This window comes from Burkholderia sp. HI4860 (genome assembly GCF_002223045.2).
GTDB lineage: Bacteria > Pseudomonadota > Gammaproteobacteria > Burkholderiales > Burkholderiaceae > Burkholderia.
This window is the reverse complement of record NZ_NKFO02000005.1, coordinates 425,663-447,832: the sequence shown is the minus strand read 5'-3', so window position 1 is coordinate 447,832 and position 22,170 is coordinate 425,663. Positions and strand designations below refer to the sequence as shown.

Annotated in this window: 22 protein-coding genes; 15 read left to right on the top strand and 7 right to left on the bottom strand. The window is 62.4% G+C overall.

The features are described from left to right. Positions 1 to 33: 33 nt before the first annotated feature. The 3 genes from CFB34_RS39145 to CFB34_RS36155 all read left to right on the top strand — a co-directional run bounded on the left by CFB34_RS39145 (position 34) and on the right by CFB34_RS36155 (position 6,465). On the top strand, positions 34 to 4,005 hold the full coding sequence (locus CFB34_RS39145; protein WP_256979886.1) for a hypothetical protein: 3,972 nt from the start codon (positions 34 to 36) through the stop codon (positions 4,003 to 4,005). 408 nt (positions 4,006 to 4,413) lie between these two features. Next, positions 4,414 to 4,953 (top strand): hypothetical protein, encoded by a 540-nt coding sequence (locus tag CFB34_RS36160; RefSeq protein WP_143329567.1) that lies wholly within the window; start codon positions 4,414 to 4,416, stop codon positions 4,951 to 4,953. 345 nt (positions 4,954 to 5,298) lie between these two features. Next, positions 5,299 to 6,465, top strand: coding sequence for a porin (locus tag CFB34_RS36155; RefSeq protein WP_069249746.1), 1,167 nt, complete (start codon positions 5,299 to 5,301; stop codon positions 6,463 to 6,465). Between the two features lie 254 nt (positions 6,466 to 6,719). Here the strand turns inward: CFB34_RS36155 and CFB34_RS36150 are convergent, their stop codons facing one another. Together CFB34_RS36150 and CFB34_RS36145 are read right to left on the bottom strand one after the other, a co-directional pair. Then, complete coding sequence (locus tag CFB34_RS36150) at positions 6,720 to 7,259, bottom strand: cytochrome b/b6 domain-containing protein (protein ID WP_089444451.1); 540 nt, start codon at positions 7,257 to 7,259, stop codon at positions 6,720 to 6,722. A 355-nt stretch (positions 7,260 to 7,614) separates the two neighbouring features. Then, entirely contained in the window at positions 7,615 to 8,535 is a 921-nt protein-coding gene (locus CFB34_RS36145) for a LysR family transcriptional regulator (protein ID WP_089444450.1), read from the bottom strand. Between the two features lie 104 nt (positions 8,536 to 8,639). Between CFB34_RS36145 and CFB34_RS36140 the strand changes: the two genes are divergently transcribed. From CFB34_RS36140 to CFB34_RS36115, 6 genes are all read left to right on the top strand, one after another. After that, on the top strand, positions 8,640 to 9,590 hold the full coding sequence (locus CFB34_RS36140) for a 2-dehydropantoate 2-reductase (RefSeq protein ID WP_089444449.1): 951 nt from the start codon (positions 8,640 to 8,642) through the stop codon (positions 9,588 to 9,590). Continuing rightward, complete coding sequence (locus CFB34_RS36135) at positions 9,587 to 9,979, top strand: VOC family protein (RefSeq protein ID WP_089444448.1); 393 nt, start codon at positions 9,587 to 9,589, stop codon at positions 9,977 to 9,979. Before CFB34_RS36140 ends, CFB34_RS36135 begins: the two co-directional genes overlap by 4 nt. A gap of 1 nt (position 9,980) precedes the next feature. Next, the gene (locus CFB34_RS36130) at positions 9,981 to 10,442 is read left to right on the top strand and encodes a MaoC family dehydratase (RefSeq protein WP_089444447.1); all 462 of its coding nucleotides are present in this window, start codon (positions 9,981 to 9,983) and stop codon (positions 10,440 to 10,442) included. Continuing rightward, positions 10,439 to 11,653, top strand: coding sequence for a CoA transferase (locus CFB34_RS36125; RefSeq protein WP_089444446.1), 1,215 nt, complete (start codon positions 10,439 to 10,441; stop codon positions 11,651 to 11,653). Before CFB34_RS36130 ends, CFB34_RS36125 begins: the two co-directional genes overlap by 4 nt. 7 nt (positions 11,654 to 11,660) lie before the next feature. Further along, positions 11,661 to 12,500 (top strand): shikimate dehydrogenase, encoded by an 840-nt coding sequence (aroE, locus tag CFB34_RS36120; RefSeq protein ID WP_089444445.1) that lies wholly within the window; start codon positions 11,661 to 11,663, stop codon positions 12,498 to 12,500. A 192-nt stretch (positions 12,501 to 12,692) separates the two neighbouring features. Further along, positions 12,693 to 13,025, top strand: a complete 333-nt coding sequence (locus CFB34_RS36115) for a cupin domain-containing protein (protein ID WP_089444444.1) — start codon at positions 12,693 to 12,695, stop codon at positions 13,023 to 13,025. A 161-nt stretch (positions 13,026 to 13,186) separates the two neighbouring features. Here the strand turns inward: CFB34_RS36115 and CFB34_RS36110 are convergent, their stop codons facing one another. Beyond that, entirely contained in the window at positions 13,187 to 13,486 is a 300-nt protein-coding gene (locus CFB34_RS36110; RefSeq protein ID WP_011350136.1) for an H-NS histone family protein, read from the bottom strand. Positions 13,487 to 13,767: 281 nt separating this feature from the next. Here CFB34_RS36110 and CFB34_RS36105 point away from each other — a divergent pair, with 281 nt between their 5' ends. The 3 genes from CFB34_RS36105 (at position 13,768) to CFB34_RS36095 (ending at position 15,240) form a co-directional block, all read left to right on the top strand. Then, positions 13,768 to 14,256, top strand: a complete 489-nt coding sequence (locus CFB34_RS36105; protein ID WP_089444443.1) for a RidA family protein — start codon at positions 13,768 to 13,770, stop codon at positions 14,254 to 14,256. Between the two features lie 55 nt (positions 14,257 to 14,311). Then, the gene (locus tag CFB34_RS36100) at positions 14,312 to 14,638 is read left to right on the top strand and encodes a hypothetical protein (RefSeq protein WP_143329566.1); all 327 of its coding nucleotides are present in this window, start codon (positions 14,312 to 14,314) and stop codon (positions 14,636 to 14,638) included. 350 nt (positions 14,639 to 14,988) lie between these two features. Continuing rightward, positions 14,989 to 15,240, top strand: coding sequence for a hypothetical protein (locus tag CFB34_RS36095; RefSeq protein ID WP_089444442.1), 252 nt, complete (start codon positions 14,989 to 14,991; stop codon positions 15,238 to 15,240). A 63-nt stretch (positions 15,241 to 15,303) separates the two neighbouring features. Here CFB34_RS36095 and CFB34_RS36090 read toward each other — a convergent pair whose 3' ends face one another. Further along, positions 15,304 to 16,416: a histidinol-phosphate transaminase gene (locus CFB34_RS36090; RefSeq protein WP_089444441.1), complete on the bottom strand. Its 1,113-nt coding sequence runs from the start codon at positions 16,414 to 16,416 to the stop codon at positions 15,304 to 15,306. 410 nt (positions 16,417 to 16,826) lie between these two features. Here CFB34_RS36090 and CFB34_RS36085 point away from each other — a divergent pair, with 410 nt between their 5' ends. Together CFB34_RS36085 and CFB34_RS36080 are read left to right on the top strand one after the other, a co-directional pair. Then, positions 16,827 to 17,912: a helix-turn-helix transcriptional regulator gene (locus tag CFB34_RS36085; RefSeq protein WP_242808763.1), complete on the top strand. Its 1,086-nt coding sequence runs from the start codon at positions 16,827 to 16,829 to the stop codon at positions 17,910 to 17,912. A 266-nt stretch (positions 17,913 to 18,178) separates the two neighbouring features. Then, positions 18,179 to 18,748: a hypothetical protein gene (locus tag CFB34_RS36080; protein ID WP_143329565.1), complete on the top strand. Its 570-nt coding sequence runs from the start codon at positions 18,179 to 18,181 to the stop codon at positions 18,746 to 18,748. A 70-nt stretch (positions 18,749 to 18,818) separates the two neighbouring features. Here CFB34_RS36080 and CFB34_RS36075 read toward each other — a convergent pair whose 3' ends face one another. Beyond that, the gene (locus CFB34_RS36075) at positions 18,819 to 19,232 is read right to left on the bottom strand and encodes a hypothetical protein (protein ID WP_143329564.1); all 414 of its coding nucleotides are present in this window, start codon (positions 19,230 to 19,232) and stop codon (positions 18,819 to 18,821) included. 121 nt (positions 19,233 to 19,353) lie between these two features. On the opposite strand from CFB34_RS36075, the gene CFB34_RS36070 reads away from it, so the two are divergent. After that, positions 19,354 to 20,346, top strand: coding sequence for an IS5-like element ISBmu2 family transposase (locus tag CFB34_RS36070; RefSeq protein ID WP_006412423.1), 993 nt, complete (start codon positions 19,354 to 19,356; stop codon positions 20,344 to 20,346). A 37-nt stretch (positions 20,347 to 20,383) separates the two neighbouring features. Here the strand turns inward: CFB34_RS36070 and CFB34_RS36065 are convergent, their stop codons facing one another. Continuing rightward, complete coding sequence (locus CFB34_RS36065; protein WP_089444438.1) at positions 20,384 to 20,806, bottom strand: hypothetical protein; 423 nt, start codon at positions 20,804 to 20,806, stop codon at positions 20,384 to 20,386. 469 nt (positions 20,807 to 21,275) lie between these two features. Then, the gene (locus CFB34_RS36060; protein ID WP_089444437.1) at positions 21,276 to 21,854 is read right to left on the bottom strand and encodes a DUF4337 domain-containing protein; all 579 of its coding nucleotides are present in this window, start codon (positions 21,852 to 21,854) and stop codon (positions 21,276 to 21,278) included. Positions 21,855 to 22,170 lie beyond the last annotated feature (316 nt).

The window sequence follows — 22,170 nt, the reverse complement described above, 5'->3', positions numbered from 1 at the left end:
ATGACTGATGTTTCGTGATGCAGATCAATTGGCATGAAGTGTTTGTCGCGATGGTTGCCATTCCGCTGCACCGGCCTGTTCAAACCCGTTTCAACACGTGTCGTATCGGGCGATCCGCAAACGATTCGCGCCACCTTCGGGCGGCAGGTCCAGGCGTCGTCGTTCGAGCTGTTCCGCGGTTGTTCAACCGAAATGAGGGTCTTCATGAAAACGAAAATGAACGTGAAATTGACAGGCATCGCCTTGTCGGTCGCGGCTTTGTTCAGCGTGGCCGCCAGCGCGTCGGAGGCGGTGGTCGTGACGTCCGTGCCGGGAAGCCTGAGTAATGCCGATGGCGTGATCATCGGCGGCGGTTCGTCGGCGGCCGGGGGGCTCGTCGGCACCGTGGCGGGATGGGGGAACGCGATCGTCTCGGTTGGCGGCCCGACGAATGCCGGCGGTATCGCGATCGGGGCGGCAGGGTCGGCGGCGGGGAGTGCGGCCATCAGTCTGGGTGACGGATTGCTCGCGCCGGTCGCGGGCGTGGCCGGTTCTCTGACGGGGGCACTCGGCGGGATTGGTGGAGGCGGTGGCGGTGGCGCTACGGGCGGTATCGGGGGCGTGCTCGGTACGGTCACCGGTGCGCTGGGTGGCGTGGGCGGCAGTGGTGGATCGACGGGGGGGCTTGGCGGTGTGGTTGGTACGGTGACGGGAGCCTTGGGTGGCATCGGCGGGGCTGTTGGTGCAACGGGTGGCCTGGGTGGCGTCGTTGGCACGGTAGCCAATGCGGCAACTGGTGCGGTTGGTACGGTCACTGGCGCGCTGGGTGGCGTGGGTGGCAGCGGTGGATCGACTGGTGGTCTCGGCGGCGTGGTTGGCACGGTGACGGGACCGTTGGGCGGCATCGGTGGCATCGGCGGGACCGGTGGTGCAACGGGTGGCCTGGGTGGTGTCGTTGGCACGGTAGCCAATGCGGCAACCGGTGCGGTTGGCACGGTCACTGGCGCGTTGGGTGGCGTGGGTGGCAGCGGTGGATCGACGGGTGGTCTCGGTGGCGTGGTTGGCACAGTGACAGGAGCGTTAGGTGGCGTTGGCGGCAGCGGCGATCCGACTGGTGGGCTCGGCGGTGTGGTCGGCACGGTGACGGGAGCTTTGGGCGGTATTGGCGGCACCGGTGGTGCAACGGGTGGCCTGGGTGGTGTCGTTGGCACGGCAGCCAACGCGGCGACTGGTGCGGTTGGCACGGTCACTGGCGCGTTGGGTGGCGTGGGTGGAAGCGGTGGCTCGACCGGTGGCCTCGGTGGCGTGGTTGGCACGGTAGCTAACGCGGCAACCGGCGCGGTCGGCACGTTGACGGGTGCGCTGGGTGGCGTGGGCGGCAGCGGTGGATCGACCGGCGGCCTCGGCGGTGTGGTCGGTACGGTGACTGGCGCGTTGGGCGGTATCGGCGGGACCGGTGGTGCAACGGGCGGCCTGGGTGGTGTTGTTGGCACGGTAGCCAATGCGGCAACCGGTGCGGTTGGCACGGTCACTGGCGCGCTGGGTGGCGTGGGTGGCAGCGGTGGATCGACGGGCGGCCTCGGCGGTGTGGTTGGCACGGTGACGGGCGCCTTGGGCGGCATCGGCGGGACGGGTGGTGCAACGGGTGGTCTGGGCGGTGTCGTTGGCACGGTAGCCAATACGGCAACTGGTGCAGTCGGCACGTTGACGGGTGCGCTGGGTGGCGTGGGTGGCAGCGGCGGTTCGACTGGTGGTCTCGGTGACGTGGTTGGCACGGTGACGGGAGCTTTGGGTGGCATTGGCGGGACGGGCGGCGCAACAGGTGGTCTGGGTAGCGTCATTGGCACCGTAGCCAATACGGCAACCGGTGCGGTTGGCACGGTCACCGGTGCGCTGGGTGGCGTGGGCGGTGGTGATCCGACTGGTGGTCTCGGCGGCGTGGTTGGCACGGTGACGGGGGCTTTGGGAGGAATCGGTGGGGCGGGTGGCGCGACAGGCGGCCTGGGTGGTGTCGTTGGCGCGGTAGCCAATACGGCGACCGGTGCAGTTGGCACGTTGACCGGTGCATTGGGCGGTGTTGGCGGCAGCGGCGGTTTGACTGGTGGCCTCGGCGGTGTGGGTGGCACGGTGACGGGAGCTTTGGGTGGTATTGGCGGGACTGGTGGCGCAACGGGTGGTCTGGGTGGCGTCATTGGTACCGTAGCCAATACGGCGACCGGTGCGGTCGGCACTGTGACGGGAGCCCTGGGCGGCATCGGCGGGACTGGTGGCGCGACGGGTGGTCTGGGTAGTGTCGTTGGCACGGTAGCCAATACGGCGACCGGTGCGGTCGGCACGTTGACGGGTGCGCTGGGCGGTGTTGGCGGCAGCGGTGGATCGACTGGTGGCCTCGGCGGTGTGGTCGGCACGGTGACGGGCGCCTTGGGCGGCATCGGAGGGACTGGTGGAGCAACGGGTGGTCTGGGTGGTGTCGTTGGCACGGTAGCCAACACGGCAACCGGTGCGGTCGGCACGTTGACGGGTGCGCTGGGCGGTGTCGGCGGCAGCGGTGGATCGACTGGTGGTCTCGGTGGTGTGGTTGGCACGGTGACGGGAGCCTTGGGCGGCATCGGCGGGACGGGTGGTGCAACGGGTGGCCTGGGTGGCGTCGTTGGCACGGTAGCCAATGCGGCAACTGGTGCGGTTGGCGAGGTCACTGGCGCGTTGGGTGGCGTGGGCGGTAGTGATCCGACTGGTGGTCTTGGCGGTGTGGTTGGCACGGTGACGGGCACCTTGGGTGGCATCGGCGGGACTGGCGGTGCGACGGGTGGCTTGGGCGGTGTCGTTGGCACGGTAGCCAACACGGCAACCGGAGCAGTCGGCACGTTGACGGGAGCCCTGAGTGGCGTTGGCGGCAGTGGTGGTGCGATCGGCGGCCTGGGCGGTGTCGTCGGCACGGTAGCCAACACGGCAACCGGTGCAGTCGGTACGTTGACGGGAACCCTGGGCGGCATCGGCGGGACGGGTGGTGCGACGGGTGGCCTGGGCGGTGTCGTCGGCACGGTAGCCAATACGGCGACCGGCGCGATCGGTACCGTAACGGGTACCTTGGGTGGCATCGGCGGGGCGGGTGGCGCGACAGGCGGCCTGGGCGGCGTCGTTGGCACGGTAGCCAATACGGCGACCGGCGCGATCGGTACCGTAACGGGCACCTTGGGCGGCATCGGCGGGACTGGTGGCGGGGCAGGCGGCCTGGGTGGCGTCGTCGGCACGGTAGCCAACACGGCAACCGGAGCAGTCGGCACGTTGACCGGCGCACTGGGTGGCGTTGGCGGCAGCGGGGGTGCGATCGGCGGCCTGGGCGGCGTCGTGGGCACGGTCGCCAACACCGGCACGGGCGTCGTCAACGCCGTCACCGGTGTCGTGGGCAATGGCGGCGCGCTGATCACGCCGATCACCAGCATCGTCGGCACCCTCGGCGGATCGCTGCCGATCGGTGCAGCCAACGGCGCAATCGGTGCGGCGTCCGGCGCGGTAACCGGAATCGCCGGCAGCGGCACGGCCGCGATCACGCCGATCGCATCGGCCGTCACGTCGCTGATCGGACCTGCAACGAGCGGCGTCGGCGGCATCATCGGTTCCGGAACCGGCGTCCTCAACGGCGCAAGCGGTGCAGCCGGATCCCTCGCGACGGTGACGACCGGCGTCGCGAGCACGCTGGCGAACACCGTAACCGGTACGACCGGCGCGATCGCCGGCACGTTGCCGGCACTGAGTGTCGCACTCAACGGCGGCACGGCAGCGGGTGCAGTCGGAGGTGCGACCAATGCAGTCGGCACGCTTGTCTCCGGCGGCGCGACGATCGTCAACGCGGCGGTGCATTCTGTCGGTTCGGCAGTCGGCTCGGTGGCCGGCGTAGTCCCGGCACTGGCTGTCTCGCTGAACGGCAATTCCGGGCAAGGGGGCGGCGCTGTGACGGGTGGCGGTCTGCTGGCACCGGTGACGGCGCTCGTCAGTTCGCTCACCGTTCCGGTGGTCAAGAAGTAGGCGACGTCGCTTCCGCGGCCGCCGCATGGATTGGGCGGCCGCTACGTTTCATGTTCGACACGATCGACGGTCGCAGGATGGCGGTCTCATCATTTGCGACGCCCCATCTCCATTCCCCGTTTTGAACAACCTGTCGAGGGCGTCATCCTCAACGCAGCTGACGGGACGTGGGCGCATCCCGGAATGGCGCGTGAACGCTGACCCTTGCACGTGGCGATCCAGGCAATGACACTGCGTCGACTTTGAAGATCCAACGTTCCGGATTAGGTCGGGGGCGCGCCAGCGTCCTGTATCCCTCATTGCATTGGGCAATCCCGTGTCCCGAATAACCGCAATGCATTCAGTGAGAAATTCGCTTCGGTCTCCGATGCGAACCGTTTAGCCGACGCCGCTTCGAGCGTCGCGTCCGTGCCGGCGTTCGGCGTAGAAGACGCGCATCAGCGCAATGCCAACCTGAATGGCGATGCCCCGCGGCCATTTCGGGAGCGACGCGATATCACGGTAGAGAACGTCTGCCACTCCCGCCTGGCGCGCCCGTTCCGCACGAGATCTTTGTCCGACGGCTCGGTTTTTCCAACACTTCATCCCGGTGCCAATTCCTATCAGGGAAATCCCGATAGTCCGCAAGGGTATCAAACGCGATTAACTTATATCAAACAAATTTTGACGACGATTTATGTTCCTGATATGGTTTTTCGCACCTGCAGAGCGCGTCCCGGTTGCGTGGGTGATTGGCGAAAAGGTCGCGTGCTTCTCCAGCGGCTGAACCGGACGCTCGACCAGCCTGCGACGGCGGTCGGCATTTCCATGCCGCTTGTTGTCGTGGGTGGAGCGTGGCCCGGTTTCGTCTTCGCCGACCTCGCTCGTGGGTATGGCGTGCGTGTGGAACGTGACGACCCAATGCTTCTTCGAATTGCCATCGAAGAAACGTTCGGTTCCGCGCGGTGATCCGCTCGAGTGTTTCGGTTTCGCGGATTCGACCCGTCTGCTCGTCCGGATGGCGAATTCGATAGCAGCTGGAGCGACAACGGCAGCAACGCAGCGGCTTCGTCCAGGCGGGACGTCGCGGTGGTTCCAATCGAGGGAATGCCGGATAGGTCGAGATGCGAGGCGCCTTCCCGCATGAAATTTTGAGGATAACGAAATGATCGAGACGAATATGCCGATCTGGAGAACATGACGCCGGCTGTTGCAACCTGAGACGACGCGCAGGCCGTGCGCCGTCATCTGCATTCGAATACAACAAAACCCGTTTCAAACAATCCCGCAACCCCTCCTGACAGTGAAATACAGATGAAAAACAAGAAAATCAAGGTCAGCGTTATCGCTGTTGCCGCCTTCGCCGCATCGTCGGCAGCAATGGCACAGTCGTCGATCACCCTGTATGGCATGCTCGATGCAGGTATCGGCTACACGTCGAACATCAATGGCCACAAGCGGTTCGGCCTCGATGGTGGTGCCGCAGGTTCGAACAAGTGGGGCCTCAGGGGGACGGAGGATCTCGGTGGCGGGCTCAAGGCGATCTTCAAGATCGAAAACGGCTTCAACATTGGTACGGGCGGCATAGGCGGCCAGGGGCCCATCGGTTCCACGCGTTCGTTGTTCAACCGCCAGGCATACGTATCGCTCGCTTCCGATCAGTACGGTACCGTGCGCCTGGGGCGCCAGCTCGACGCCGTGACGGAAATGGTTCAGGTGCTGACGGGCGACGCCATTTCGGCGTCGACGTTCTCGACCCCGGGCGACGTGGACAACAACGACAACACGACGAACCAGAACAGCGCCGTGAAGTACATTTCGCCGCTCATCCATGGCTTCCAGGCCGAAGGCGCGTACTCGTTCGGCGGCGTGGCCGGTTCGATGGGTTCGGGCCAATCGTGGTCGGTGGCGGCGAACTACGCTCAGGGCGGTCTGACGGTCGCCGGCGGCTATTTCCATGCGGCAAACCAGGGTGAGAACGGGTGGACGAACGCAACGGCGCAACCGAGTTTCGGTGGTGCGCTGGGCTATCCGAGTTCGGGCTACAACGGCGGCAATGCGTTCAAGAGCGCGGGCATCGCGCAAGTCGCCACGCAATATCAGATTGGTCCGTACACGGCCGGCTTGCGCTACTCGAACGCGCAGTACCAGGGCAACGCTGGCCAGCCGTCGATCCACTTCAACGTACTGGGCGCGCTCCTGCAGTACCAGGTAACGCCGGCGCTGTCGCTGGCGACCGGATACACGTATGTCTACGGCTCCGCGGCCACGCCCGCGCTGGCTGCCGAGGGCCGCACGATGGCGTCGATCAACCAGGTGTCGCTGGGTGCGACGTACTCGCTGTCGAAGAGCACCGCGCTGTACGCGATGGGCGGGTACGTTCATGCCAAGGGTGCGCAGGCTTCCGTTGCGGACTTTGGCAACACCGCATCGGGTGGCAACCAGGTTCAAGTCAACATCGGTATGTACCACGGCTTCTGATCGCCGGCGTGGAAGTCCGGAGTAGTGGCTGCACTACTCCGGCAAACGCATTCTTCCGGCAGCACCCCCCTCGAGCGGGTGTCGTGAGCTGAAAATTCCCCTCCTGGATCGTTCGTTGTGCAGACAGTGACGAAGTTGCTGCATGGCGGGACGATCATCCCGCATCCGCATTGCGTTCAGCGGCGAATGACGGTTGCTGGGGTTTCCAATGATCAACGGGCCACTTCTGGCGAACATCAACCGCCGCGTCGCGCTCAGATTCCCATCCGCTCCGCGACACCGTCCCGATCGACGAACTTGTGTTTCAGCCCGGCCGCGACGTGCATGACCAGCAGCAAGCCCAGCGTCAGCACCAGCGCGCGATGCAACGTATCGGTCAGGAGTCGCAGCGGTTCGTCGCGGCCAACCAGCACTGGCAATTCCGTGATGCCGAAGAAACTGACCGGATGCGCGCCAGCGAGGCGGTGCACGTAGCCGGTCAGCGGCACGAGACACAGCAGCAGGTACAGCACGCCGTGCAGTGCGCCGGCGATTCGCGCCTGCCAGGCCGGAACACTGGCCGGCAGCGGCGGCGGCGTATGCGTCGCACGCCACGCGAGGCGCGGCACGGTCAGCATGAAGATCAGGCTGCCGATCGACGCGTGATAGAACAGGATGCCGTTGAACTGAGACGAGTTGTGCGGAAAGGTATCCATGTAGATCCCGATCATCAGGTTCAACAGGATCAAGATGGCGATCGACCAGTGCATGGCGATCGCGAAGCGTGTGTAGGTGACGTGGTTGGGGTGTGACATTGCGGTCTCTCCGTTTCGGTTGGGCGTCGTGCACCGGCTCGTTCGGCGTGGTGAGCGGCCTGACGCCCCGATATACCGGAGCCGGCTTGGTTTTATTCCCGCGGCACGGATCGATCGCCATTCCTTTCATGTGGAAGGCAATCGAGATGTATTGAAAGGAATCGGTGTCCTTGGCGGCATCGCACCGGCCGCAATACTCGCGACGCATGAGGTGCGGCTCGTTCCGGCGCGACCCTCACTGATGTCCGACGGCCATGCCAACGGTCGCTTTCCGTCACGGCATCCATCTTTCCGCGACCGTGCGCGTGACCGTTGCGACGGACCCGCAGACATCGATGCCGAAACGGTAACGCCGTCAGCCTGTAACGTCCGCTCCAGACATGCCGAACAGCCGGGCGACGACCGAACGCAGCCAGCGATTGCCGGCCTCCTGGTGGTAGCGCGCGTGCCAGTGTTGCCGGACGGCGAAGCCCTCGACGGGAATGGGGCAGGGATGTACCGAAAGATCGCTGGCCTGAGCCAGCGTCTCGCCGATATGGCGCGGCAAGGTCGTGATCAGATCGGTGGTCTGCACAATGGCGCCGAGCCCCAGAAAACCGGGCAATTCAAGCACCACCTGCCGTTCAATGCGCTCGCGCACGAGCGCCTGATCGAGCAGCGCCGTGCCCGTTCCCCCCGTGATCGCCACATGGCCTTCGGTGCGATACGCGTTGACGCCGAGCCGCTTGCGAATACGCGGATGATGGCGATTCGCCAGGCACACCCAATCCTGCTCGTAAAGCTGTTGCTGATAGATGCCGCCGCTCAGCCACGGCACGTAGCCAATCGCAAGATCGGCTTCGCCGGATTCGAGCGCGCGCTCCGTGTTGCCGTCGATCCGCGCGGCTTCCAGGCGCACGCGAGGCGCTTGTGCGCGCACGTAGGCGAGCAGGCGCGGCAGCAGCGTCACGTGACTCGCATCGGTCATGCAGATGCGAAAACGGCGCTGCGCGGTCGCCGGATCGAAGGCGATTTCCCACGCCGAGAAGCGCCGCAATGATTCGAGAATTTCCCGACACGGGCCGATCAGCGCATCCGCTTGCGGGGTGGGCGCCATGCCGCCGGGCGTCCGGATGAAAAGGGGATCGTGCAAATGCTCGCGCAACCGCGCGAGCCAGATGCTGACGGTCGGCTGGCTCTGGCCGAGTTGTTCGGCCACGCGCGTGACGCTGCGCGTGTCGTAGAGCAGGTCGAACAATTGCAGCAGCTTGAGGTCGGGCAGATCGGTCGGGATCATCGCAGGTCTATGTTATTGCTTGATGCAATGATGTCATTGTATCCATTGTATTGCGACATGATACGGCGGCTCCTATCGTGACGTCACACATTAAGGAGACGCACTTGAAAATTGCCATTCTGGGTGCCGGCGCGCTGGGCTGCGCGATTGGCGCGACGCTCACCGAAGGCGGCCACGAGACCTGGCTGATCGACCGCTCGCCCGATCATGTCAATGCGATGCGGGTCCACGGCCTGCGCGTCGATGACGCAAGCGGCACGCGCCAGGTGCAAGTTCGCGCGACCACCCGGCCGGACGAAGCAGGGGCGGCCGAGATCGTGATCGTGCTCGTCAAATCGTTCCACACCGATGCGGCGATTCGCGGCGCGCAAGCGCTGGTGGGACCTGAAACGCTGGTGCTGTCACTGCAAAACGGCCTCGGTCACGAAGACATTCTTGCCGACGTGGTGGGCCGCGAACGCGTGCTCGCGGGCAAGACCTATGTGGGTGGCGTACTGCGCGGCATCGGGCATATCGAGTCGGGCGTCGCGGGCAAGCACACCATCATCGGCGAACTGGACGGACGCGTGACGGATCGCGTTCGACGTATTGCCGACGCATTCAGCCACGCGGGCCTCGACACGCAGGTCAGCGACAACATCGTCGGCACCATGTGGGACAAGCTGCTCGTGAACGTCGCGACGGGCGCGCTGACCGGCATCACGTCGCTGACTTACGGCCAGCTTTATGACGAGCCGCTGCTCAAGGCCACTTCGCTGGCGGCCGTCGCGGAAGCGATCGCGGCCGCGAAGGCGGCAGGCGTCATACTGTCGATGAACGATCCGGAGCAGGCGTGGTCGCTTGCCGCCGAGGGTTTGCCCGCTGCGTTCAAAACGTCGATGCTGCAGAGCCTCGAAAAAGGTTCCGTGACAGAGATCGACTTCATCAACGGCTCGGTCGTGCGCTGGGGCGCGCGTTACGGTGTGCCGACGCCTGTCAACGCCACGCTGGTTGCGTGCATCAAGGGCATCGAGCGCGCGATGGCCGACCGCCGGAAAGCGGAGGCGCAAGCATGAGCCAACCGAAAGCCTATCTCGAACACGTCGCCGTCTTCGTGCGCGACATCCACTGGCACATCCGTTTTTTCGAGGAGGTGTTCGGCATGACGATGCGCGAGGTCGACGGCACGACCGAAGCGCCGCGTCAGTACTGGACCCTCGGCGGCATGCAGTTCATCCACCAGCCGGATTTTTCGGGCCCCGAAGGAAGGCTTGGCCATCTCGGCATCATGTGCGAGGACGTCGAAGCGTCGCTCGCCGCCGCCCGCCGCCACGACGTGCAGCCCATGCCGCAAGGGGCGAACTGGCTGCGTTTGCCCGATGGTCTTGCCATCGAATTCATTCAGGCGAAACCCGCGCGCTGCGTGGAGCAGGCGCTCGCCATCAATCCGCGCGCGGAGGCATGACATGACCATCGTCGAAAAATACTGGGACGACGCACGCGAAGGCGACGAATGCGTGAGCCCGCACTACACCGTCACGAAGGAACGCATTCTCGCGTATGCCGATCTCACGGGCGATCACACCCCTGTGCACGTCGATGAAGCGTATGCGAACGCGAGCCACTTTGGGTGCCTCGTCGCGCATGGATTGTTTGGTCTTTCGATTGCCGACGGCCTGAAGACCCGGAGCGATTATCGCTTTGTGCCGGGCATGTCGCTGGGCTGGAGCTGGGACTTCGTTCTGCCGATCAAGGTCGACGACGTGCTGCATGTGAAGTTTCGCATCGGCGCGATGCGCCCGAGCAAGAGCCGCCCGGACTGGGGCATCGTGACGCTTCCGTCGGAACTGATCAATCAGCACGGCGAAGTCGTGCAGCGAGGCGAGCATCGCCTGATGGTGCCGCGCCGGCCGGGAGCCGAACGATGAAACAGGCGCGTCCACTCGAAGGGATTCGTGTCGTCGATTACAGCCACTTTCTCGCGGGTCCGTACGTGGGGCGTTGCCTTGCGGCGCTGGGTGCGGAAGTGATCAAGGTCGAGCGACCGGGCAGCGGCGATGCGGGACGCCAGCACGCGACCGTGCTTGACGATCGCTCGAGCGGCTATTTTCTGCAGCTCAATATGGGCAAGCGCGGCGTCAGCGTGAACATGAAGGACCCACGCGGAAAGGCCTTCATGGAGCGGCTTTGCGATTCGGCCGACGTATTCGTGGAGAATTATCGGCCCGGCGCGCTCGACAAACTCGGGCTCGGCTACGAAGCGCTTTCCGCGCGCAATCCAGGGTTGGTCTACTGCTCCATTTCCGCGTATGGCCACACGGGGCCGGACGCCCATCGCGCGGGTTTCGGACTGATCGCCGAGGCCAAGAGCGGCATCATGCAGATGGTCGGCACGCCGGGCGACCGTCCACCGCTGCTGCGTATTTCGCTCGGGGACATGTACACGGGCATTCACGCGGTCGCGGCCATCAATGCGGCACTGCTCGGCCGCGTGAAAAGCGGGCGAGGGCAGCATATCGACATGGCACTTTACGACACGCTCGTCTCGATGCACGAATATGCGGTCCAGTGCTACACGCTGGCCGATGTGCTTCCCGAACAGACCGGGCACGACATGCCCGGCTCGACGCTGTATGGGGTGTTTCGCGCGATCGATGGCGATCTGGTGATCGCCGCGCAGGTGGACGATGCGTGGAAGCGCTTCGCGTCGCTGATCGAAGCGAGCGGCGGGCCGCGCGGCTTTGGTACCGACGAGCGGTTTCACCATAGCGTGGGTCGCAATACGCATCGGCTGGACATTCTCGGCGTGGTCGAGCCGTGGGTCGCCGCGCGCACGGTGACGCAGATTCTCGAACTGCTCGACGGTATCGATGTGCCTTGCGCGAAGGTGCAACGTATCGACGAAGTGATTGCCGATCCGCAAATCCAGGCCCGCGGCATGATCGTCGAACAGCAGCATCCGCGTTACGGCACGCTGCGCCTGCCGAATCTGCCGTTCCGGTTTTCCGAGTGCGATACCACGATCCGCGAGGTGGCCCCCGATCTGGGGCAGCACAATAGCGAAGTCGCGCAATCGCTGGGTTTCACGCCCGCTGAGATCGATGCGATGCAAACCGACGGCGTGCTGTTCGACAAGTGAGACGACGATGAGCGATACCTATGCGGTGATCGGCAATCCGATCGGCCATACGAAATCCCCGCTGATTCATGGTCTTTTCGCCGAAGCGACGCAACAGGCGATGCACTACACGGCCATCGAGGGGCCGCGCGAACCGGATGACGCGTTCGCGGTAGCGGTGCGGAAATTTATCGCGGCCGGCGGCAAGGGCATGAACATCACGGCGCCATTCAAGCTTGCGGCATTCGACATGGCCGATGAGCGCAGCGAGCGCGCGACGCTTGCAGGCGCGGCGAACGCGTTCAAGTTCGAGGGCGGCCGGATTCTCGCAGACAACTTCGACGGCATCGGCCTGCTGCGTGATATCGAGGTGAATCTTCACACGCCGTTCGCGGGCAAGCGTGTGTTGCTGCTCGGTGCCGGCGGCGCGGCCCGCGGTGCGTTGCTTCCCTTCCTGGGCGCGCGCCCCGCACAACTGGTGGTGGCGAATCGTCATGTCGAGAAAGCGCAAGCGCTGGCATCGCAATTGGCTTCGTATGGCCCGATAACGGCGTGCGCTTACGGGGAACTCGAGCGCATGGGGCGCTTCGATCTGGTGGTCAACGCGACGTCCGCGAGTCTGACGGGCGATTTGCCGCCCGTGCCGCCCGGCGTTTTCAGCGCGCACGGCACGGCTTATGAACTGGCCTATGGCAAGCGCCTCACGCCGTTCTTGCGACTGGCGCGCGATGCGGGGGTCGCCGGTGTGGCCGACGGCGTTGGCATGCTGGTGGAGCAGGCGGCGGAAGCCTTTGCGTGGTGGCGCGGCGTGCGCCCCGAGACGCAAGCCGTGATCGACCTGCTTACCGTTCCACTGGATCGCGTGTGAACGGGAGACGGTATGAAAGCATGCTGATGTAGTCGGCCTCGATCACGACACGTTCGGCGGTATGCGAAACGCTATGATGCACTTTCCGGCGAAACGAGTCGGCGTCAATGGTGATCGTTGGACTGAGGTGAATATTCCCCGTCACTCGATGCGCGATTCTTTCCCCCGGCGATCATCGACGAGGCCACCCCAATGCAACTTCAAACCGGCAATCTTTTCACCACCGACGGCCAGCGCGGTAAAGATGAACAAATCGACCGCCTCGTCACCGGGCAGCGTCTGAACGTAGAGCGAATCGTGTCGATGGGGCACGCGAGCCCCGATGGCTTTTGGTATGACGACTCGCGCGCCGAATGGGTCGTATTGCTGTCGGGCGCAGCCGTACTCGAATTCGAAGAAGGTCCGACGCGCCATGAAATGCATCCCGGCGACTACGTGCTGATCGAGCCGCATTGCCGACATCGCGTTGCGTGGACGCACGAAACAACGCAATCCGTCTGGCTTGCGATTTATTACGAACCTTGAATCAGGAAAGTTCGGGCGACACGAAATCCGGCGCGTAGCGTGCAACCACGCGCCGGATGGCGCAAATCTTCACCACACCGGAACGGCTTTTAAATGCCGCCGGTATCGATGCCCAAATAGCAGGGCGGCGCGCTAGCGCGCGCCGGTGCGCGTCGAGAATCCTATTCCTGGATCAGGAATCGATTGCGATTCTTCGCGTCCTTGATCCATGCGGGCGCGCGACCGCGGCCCGACCAGGTTGCCCCGGTCTTCGGGTCGCGATACTTTGCCTGCACGGGGGCGGCCGCTTGCTTGGCCGGTCGACCACGACGCGTACCGAAAATGTCTTTCTCGGTAATGCCGAATTCCGCAACCTTGGTGCGGATGTCGTCGACGATCGCCTGGAATTCCGCGGCACGTGCAGCTTCGGCTTTCTCGGCCAAAGCTTCCATTTGAGCTTTCAATTCCTTGTACGTTGCCATGTATCACTCTTCAGGTTGAGTACACATATGATAGCGGTTTCAGCGGAAAATTTTGAGCAAATTCGCTTCGACTACGAGATTTGTCATCGATAAAGCCATGCTGGACTGCTTCGAACACCTGAAAAGTGTGTCATGTATGAGAAAACATAGAGGATTACCCGGAAACTTTTAACGGCGGCGGCACGTCGCTTTGATCGTTCACGGCGGCATTTCTTCCTCGAGACAAGTGAGCGAGAATTAATTATTCTTTACATTTTTCTGAAGTATCGGGGAATTCACCAATGAACAGAGACGATAAGCTGACGCAGGTCGCCGCCGAATTCGGCTTCAATCCGGACGAGGAAATCAGGATCGGCGGAAAGTACACGCCCATTCTGGTCGACGGGAACACGGCCTACATTGCCGGCCAGATTCCGCGGATCGGCGACGTGGTGCATTTCGTGGGCGTAGTGGGGGAATCCGTTTCGCTCGACGAAGGTCGTCGTGCCGCCGGCGTATCGGTGCTGCGTGCGCTGTCGCTGATCAGGAAGCACTGCGGCACGCTCGACGCGATAGCGACCGTGCCGCGCATCACCGTGTATGTGCGAAGCGCGCCCGGCTTCACGATGCAAAGCGAAGTCGCCGACGGCGCATCCGACATGCTGTACGCAGTGCTTGGCGACGCAGGCGTTCATACGCGTACGTCGGTCGGTGTGCTGCAATTGCCCAAAGGGGCTTCCGTGGAAGTGGATTTCATTTTCGGGTTGAAGCATGGCGATGTCGGTATCTGACTTCGGTGGGCCCCGTCTCGCAAGTGTGTAGTTGTGCGAAACATTCCTATAGCCGATGCACGATGCGCCTGCTGGTGGAAGCACGCGCCAGCAATACGGAAAGCAAAGCACGCAATTACCGCGAAAGGACTTCGACAGCCTGCTCGCCGATGAGGATCTCGCGAAGCTTCAGGCGGCGTTCGATATCTGCGATTTGAAGGTGCGTGGCGAATTGGGCAAATGGGCTGTGTTGTCGCTCGACCTGTGTCAAGGCGATCTCGCACACCGATTTGTTGAGCAGGGCGCGCAGGTCGCCCGCGATCCACGGCGCAGCGTTGCATGCTCGCGTCGTGCTTGCCGGCTAGTCATGTGCCGGACGCGCGTCGTCGAGTTAGTCAACTGATCGCGATTTTGTCTTCGGCCGGCAACCGCATGCCTTCCGCACACCGCCCGATGACCGGAAAATTCCGAAATCCCCGCCCCGCCAATCTCGCCCCGTATCTCCATTTTGGGAGATGTCATTGCCCAACAGTCAGCCTACGATTGACCACAGGGCATCGGGGCCGGAAGTCGTCGGAGCAATCGGACAGGCGCCCCATTCCGTATCGAAATCAGCAAATGCCCGTGCGGTTTACTGACACAGCTTCTGCGTACGATGGCGACTGACGTGTGCGGTGAATGCTTTACACCGCAACACGATGGCGCGTTGATGACGGAAGGCCTGCTGTCGTATTTCGGGGAATTTCAATCAATATGCTGGCACGAGACTATGCGGAACGAGAGCTCTCTCACATTCAGAGAATGGTGGCTCTCCTGGACAGCGAGACGAACGCTGACGATGTGTCGATGTCGGGTGCGGGGCGCGTGCGGCATCCGAGCTACTGGCGCGGGCGAATCGAGGAGCTGCTGTCGGCGCCCGACGTGCCGCGCCACGTCAGAACGCTCAGCGAAGCGGTGCTCGCGAAGATCAACGCGATGGAAATGCGGTTTTCGACGATGAAGTAAGCACATCGTCGGATACGGCGCGGGCATGCGCTTCATCGTGTCGTCGACCGGATGGCCGGTCGCTTATTCGAGCGCCATCACGTCGAGCAGCGCCGCACGAAACGCGGCCATCTCCGCGCCGGTGCCGATCGACACGCGAAGATACGCCGGCGGGCCGGACTCCCGAATCAGGACCCCGTGGCGCAGGAGGCCGCTCCAGATCCGGTGTCGATCCGCAAACTCGCCGAACATCACGAAGTTGGCATCGGAATCGGCCACCGTGAGGCCCAGGCCACGCAGCCAGTCGACGGTCGAATCGCGCTCGGCCTTGATCGCGTCGACTTGCGACAGCATCTCGTCGCGCGCGACCAGCGCCGCGCAGGCCGCCGCCTGGGTGAACGCGGACAGGTGGTAGGGCAATCGAACCCGCTTCAGCGCGTCGACGATCGCAGGCGCGCACGCGCAATACCCGACGCGGCCGCCCGCGAACTTGAACGCCTTGCTCAGCGTGCGGGTGACGATGAGCCGGGGATGCTCCGGCAGCAGCGTCACCGCGCTGGGGACGCCGTGACGCCGGAACTCCGCATAGGCTTCGTCGACGACGACCATGCCCGGCGCGACGTCGAGTATCGCGCGGATATCGTCGACCGGCAGCGCGGTGCCGGTCGGGTTGTTCGGCGACGTCAGCAGGATGACGCTCGGCTGGTGCGCGCGGATGCTGTCGAGGGCCCGATCCCGATCCAGCGCGAAATCCCGGGTGCGCGGCAAGGTATGCAGGCGCGTGAAAGTCGTGCGGCAGTATTCGTCATACATGGGATACGCGGGCGTGAAGGCCAGCGCCGATCGGCCGGGGCCGCCGAATGCCTGCAGGATCTGCTGGATCACTTCGTTCGAACCGTTGGCCGCCCAGACGCTCGATGCGTCGACCGTCACGCCGGTGTCGTGCGTCAGATACGCCGCGAGATGCGCGCGTAGCTCGGCGAAGTCGCGGTCGGGATAGCGGTTCGCCGCGCGCGCGGCGTCGGCCACCGCGGTCGCGATGCGCGCGACGAGCGCGGCCGACGGCGGATAGGGGTTCTCGTTGACGTTCAGGCAGACCGGCACATCGAGCTGCGGCGCCCCGTACGCATGCTGCAACTTGAGATCCTCGCGGAGCGGTAAATCCGACAAGGCGATGTCTTTCCACGGCTGTTGCATTGAAAACACTCCATACGGGTTCGATTGATCGGCGCGGTCCGCTTTCAAGGCCGCAAAAAACAAAAAAGGCGCCGGAGGCGCCTTGGTTGTCGTCTTGATCGGGCATTCACCCGATGCAATTGCTAGATGCGAAACGAGCCACGGCGCAACAGCGGGCGTCCGTGGTGATGGTGCAGCGAGAGCGTGGTGTTTCGAATCGTCATGCGCTGCATCATGGCATACCGTGATCCGGATGAAAAGCCGGCGGCACCGTGCATGCCGGAATAACGGCCATTACGTCTGACGATAAACGCTAACAAACGTGGTATTTCGATCAAACGCGAACGAGTGATTTAAACGTGGGCGCCGATTGACTAAGATGCGCAGGAGACGTTCGACAAAAACGCACGGCGCGGGGTGGCCAGATGCCAATGAACGGGTTGATTCCATCCGCATGGATCGATGACGTCTACGCTGCGGCGCTGGGCGATCAACGATGGGAAACGGTGCTGGACGGGCTGCGATCGTGGGTCGGCGTGCGCATGGTCACGCTGCTGTCTTTCGACGACGCGGCGCGGGTGCCGGCGATCGAGCAGGCGGCGGGTGACGACGCGTCATGGGTCGCCGCATGTTACGACACCTACAACACCGAGTTCTATCGGTACGACCCGGTTGTGCCGGTCGCCGCCGACTGGCCGGCGGGCCGCTGGTTCGAGGACGTCAAGCACCTTTCCGCGCACCAGCGCGCGCACAGCGCGTTTTATCAGGAATTCCTTCATCCTTTCGGGCTCGGCAGCATCTCGGGCCTGTACATCCATCGCAGCGAGGGCTCCGGCGCATTCCTCAGCGTCCAGGGCGGCCTCGAATCGCAGGGGCTGTCCGACGATCAGCGCCACGCGATCGAAAACATGGGGATGCACATCAGCCGCGCGCTGCAGATCCAGGCGCGGATCGGCGAGCTCGAGGCGCGCGTGGCCGCCGCCGAATCGGCGCTCGATGTGCTTCCGGTGCCCGTCTTGCTGCTCGGCGCGCAGCGTGAGCTGCGCTACACGAATCGCGCGGCCGATCAGTTGATCGCGGCGGAACCGGCGCTGCGGGTCGTGAACGGGCGATTCGCGCCGGAAGGGTGCGTCGACGATGCGCAATGGCGGCAAGCGCACGCGCGCGGCGGGCTGTTGTTACGGCGCACAACGGGCGAACCGTTGCCGCTGGCGCTGATGCCGGTGCCCGAGCAATCGCGCCTGATGCGCGAGCGGCCGGGCGTCGCGACGCTGATGACGGCCGCCGACCTGAGTTCGCCGTCGGCCCGTGCGCAGCGGCTGCGCGTGTTTTACGGGCTGTCGTCGGCCGAGGCTGATCTTGCGGTGCTGCTGTGTTGCGATGGGCTGTCGCCGCAGGAATGCGCCGGGTTGCGCGGTGTGTCGATCGGGACGATCCGCACGCAGATCAAATCGATCTATGGGAAGACGGCGGTGGCGCGGGCGGCGCAGTTGACGTCGCTGGTTATGCAGACGTGAGGGGGCGGGCGGAGGGGCGTGGTCGTAGGGGATAGGTTATCGGCAACTGCGTGCGCAGAAAATAAGTGACTTGCGGCCAGTCGCACCACCGATGCTCGGGTGGTGTGTCGGAGTTTGTGCGATTGGTTTGCTGCGGCGCCAACGCAGTGGCATTTCGTTATACGCCGTAGACTGTAGCCGACCCGATACAGACATACGCTAGGGTATTTGAGCGGCCGAAATAATGACGTTCCGGGCAGATGACCGCAAACTCTTACGAGGGTCACGTGGGTAAAATCATCTCTGCGGCGTTGCAGTTACTTCCTGACCATGGTGAAGCACGCCGCTGTCGCCGCGCCGCAGACCTTCACAGCGACTTCTTATTACAAGAGACGGACCACATGAGTGCAAAATGGGAACAACAGCTTCAACGTACGAAGCGTTATTTGCAGAAATTTCGACAAGTGAACGACGGAAGGCCTCACGATCAGCATGCAAGCAATTACGACGACGTGGTTATTACGTTTTTTCAGCACTGCTACCACGTAAAGGACTGGATCAAGAACGATCCTGCGTGCGGCAGTTGGTCGAGTGTCGAGTCGTTCATTAATGCGACCCTCGAGCTTGCGATTTGCGCGGACATCTGCAATGCCACAAAGCATCTGACGTTAAAGACGCAGCGATCGGGTTCGACTCCCCAAATCACGGGAAGTCACTTACAGTTGAACATTGGCGGAGAAATCCCCGCGATCTCGATTAAGTATGAGATCGATGCCAGCGATGGCCCCATGGATGCGTTTGAACTGGCAGAAAAATGCGTTGCCGCTTGGGATCAATTTGTGGCGAACAACATCTAATCCGATCTTCGACGGCTACACCTAAAGGCCATTGGCCTTAAGCCGATGACAGATAAAACACAAATGACGGTCATTCTCGCTCGGAGGGTGTTGCAAGTAGCACAATAAATTCCTCAACCACGATTGGTTTGCTGCTTTGGACGTTCAGCTGTTGGTCTGGGGTATAAAAGCCAGTCTCAATCACGTATGTAACGCCGTCGTGATTGCGACGAACGACCCGGTCGGAAGATGATAAGTCTCCAACCAAGGCGCAGAACCGATCCGATTGTTCCGCGATTATCTTGTCGCAAACGAAAATCGCCATTTCAGCTTCGCGGTTGATCCTGAGCAAGCCTTCCCAAGGAAATGTTTCCAGGTCTTCTAAAACATGACGTTGAAGATGACGCAAATCTTTGTTGAATAATTCCGACGGGATGCTTTCCTTGGGCGATGCGAACGATGCCGTCTTAAGCTCAATTCGTTCACCATCTCGCTCTACAATCACGTCCGAGACAACCTTCGGATTGTCTCTTTCTCTAGGGAAACGCTGATTTATTCGGCTCGGCGGTCATCGCAGACGTAGCCGAGGACGTTTAGAAGACAGCTCACGGAACGGACCCACGACGATGAAGAGGCAGATCGGCTTCGCGGAAGCGGAAATTGCAGGCAAGAAGCGAGTGACGAGGCGCCAACGCTTCCTGGAAGAGATGGAGAAGGTCGTTCCGTGGCAGCGCTTGCTGTCGGCCATCGAACCGCACTATCCGAAGGGCACGCGAGGTCGCCCGCCGATTGGCCTTGAGCGGATGCTGCGAATCTACTTCGTGCAACAGTGGTACGGACTGTCGGACGAAGGACTGGAAGACGCGCTGTATGACAGCATCACGCTGCGAGCCTTCGCCGGCATCGATCTGGCGATCGAGAACGTGCCTGATGCAACCACGCTGTTGAAGTTCCGGCGCCTGCTGATCGAACACGAACTGACACGGAAGTTGTTCGACGAGATTGGCATCTCGCTGTGCGAGCGTGGGCTGATGATGAAGGAAGGCACGCTGGTTGACGCGACGATCATTGAAGCGCCGCCGTCGACCAAGAATGCCGGGAAGAGCCGTGACCCGGAAATGCATCAAACGAAGAAGGGCAACGAATGGCACTTTGGCATGAAAGCCCACATTGGCGTCGACGCCGACTCGGGCCTGATTCACAGTGTGGTTGGCACGGCGGCCAACGTGTCGGATGTATCGCAAGCTCATGCCCTGCTGCACGGGCATGAAGAGCAGGTGTTCGCCGACGCGGGCTACATTGGCGTCGACAAGCGCGAGGAAATGGCGGGCAAGGCCGTGAAGTGGCACGTCGCTGCCAGGCGGGGAAAGATCAAGGCGATGCAAGAAGGAGCGCTGAAGGACCTGGTGATCGCGCTCGAGCGAACCAAGGCGCAGATCCGTTCGCGGGTTGAGCATCCGTTTCATATCGTCAAGAATCTGTTTCAGCATCGCAAGACCCGATACAAGGGCTTGGCCAAGAACACCGCGCAACTGTTCAGCCTGTTCGCTCTGGCGAATCTGGTGATTGCGCGAAATCTGTTGCGATCGGTCCATGGGAGCAGTCCGTCATGCGTATGAAAAATGCGAGCAGGGGAGGCTCGCTTACGCGCCAAATTCACTGAATTGAGCGCCGATTCGCTTCGTCATCCAGAAAATTTGAAGCCATCTCGCCTGCAACTTCGGAAGTTGGTCCATTGATCAGCGTTTCCCTAGGAACCTTCATCGCGACGGCTTTCCCGTTATCGTCTAATCCATGCAGGTAGTCGCTTCTATGGGAATCACCAATCCTTACGAAAAAGCCTGCTCTTTTCAAAAAAGTGACGATTGAAGAGTTGAGCGCCCCCTCCATGCGCAATAGGTCACGATCGAACGAAACCGTTCTAAGGCAATGCTGCAGAATGCTTTCGCCAAGTGCGCGGATTGATTGCACTGATTTGTTGTGTTGCTGCGTAATGGCGTCTCGTGCCGCCTGCCGTTCAATCTGCTCTATAAAAATCAGAGACTCTGGAGTTGGTAAGCCATCTTCGTCAAAGTCCATGTATTCCTCTGTTTTGTTAATTATTAGGCAGCAGAACGCCAGACGCTTAGATATGTTTTTGCGCGGACGCACCTTAGACACCAAACTAACCGACTTACCGTTCCATCATAACAACACGAACGAAGCTGCGCTATGGCCGGCTGCCGAATGGTCCAGAACTGTGTCGCGATACGAAGCGTGATATTGATCGGTGTCGGCAAATCTTCGCCATGCAACAGCGCGTGAAACGCAGCCCGACGATGCTGTTCCGAGTTCGCTTGAGAAACTGTGCGTCCGCAGCCCACAATTCCGCTATGTTGGAGATACCCGCCTCGATCAGCCGGTCTTGCATGCGTGGGCCAATGCCGCACATGTAACTCTTTCTGTGGCCGTGCGGCGGTTTGTGAAAGCGGAACAGGCTATTAATCTTCCGAGCAGCCGGCATTCCGAATGACTCTTAGTGGCCGCAAGCGCCCGTTCGTCGGGCCGCTCACACACCGAAGAGCGCCAACCCTGTCAGTACGACGCCGATCGCGGCAGCCCCCATCGACAGGTGTTGCATCCATTTCCGCCGCGTGAGAATCGTGATCGCAGCAAGCGCGATCGAGATCTGGATGATGGTAGTGGCCTGCGCCCAACGATGATGTCGGTGTAGCCGCTCCTCGCTTGCAGCATTGCTCTTCACGACTTCTTGCTCGAGCGCTTCGGCGCGCTTGCGGATCGGCTCCTTCTCTTCGCGATACCGCGCCGCGTCTGCTTCGAAACGCTTTCTTTGCGGCGACGCTTCCTGACTCAACGCCGCTCCGAGCTCGGCCAGATTCTGCTTCTCGCCCTTTGCCTGGTAATAGGCCCACAGGTTAGCTGCCTCCGTTTTCTGTATCGCGGCCTCGTTCTTGTGCAGCAACGCTAAATTCTCGTCCGCACCGCTCTGGTACGCGGAAATCGCGCCGAAGCAGGCGAGGACAGCAGTCATCACGGCGATGCGCGCCGCTCCGTGGCTTTCTTCATGCGCCGCAGGGTGCTCTACTGCATGATCGTGCGGGCCGTGAACTTCGAAGTCTTCTGGCATAACAAGAACGTTCGCATGAGTTGGAGGGCTTGCACGCGGTTCCCACGCACGTGAGGACGTGTAGCAAAAGTGGTGGCACTATCGCTGGGTCGCAGCTCAATTGGGGCAGTCCGTTCGTGCGAAAGTATGAACGAACAGACATGGTCTGCGGAACCTCACGCGATTTGAACGCCGACTCCCGCCAAAAGGGCGATGGTTCGACATTGTGCACGAATTGCCATTTCCCCAGTATGAGTCGACAGCAGTCGACCCGGAAACGACATTCGTCGCGGCTCTTTCAACGGCCCTTCGTCGCCGGCAAGCGGTCGTTCGTACG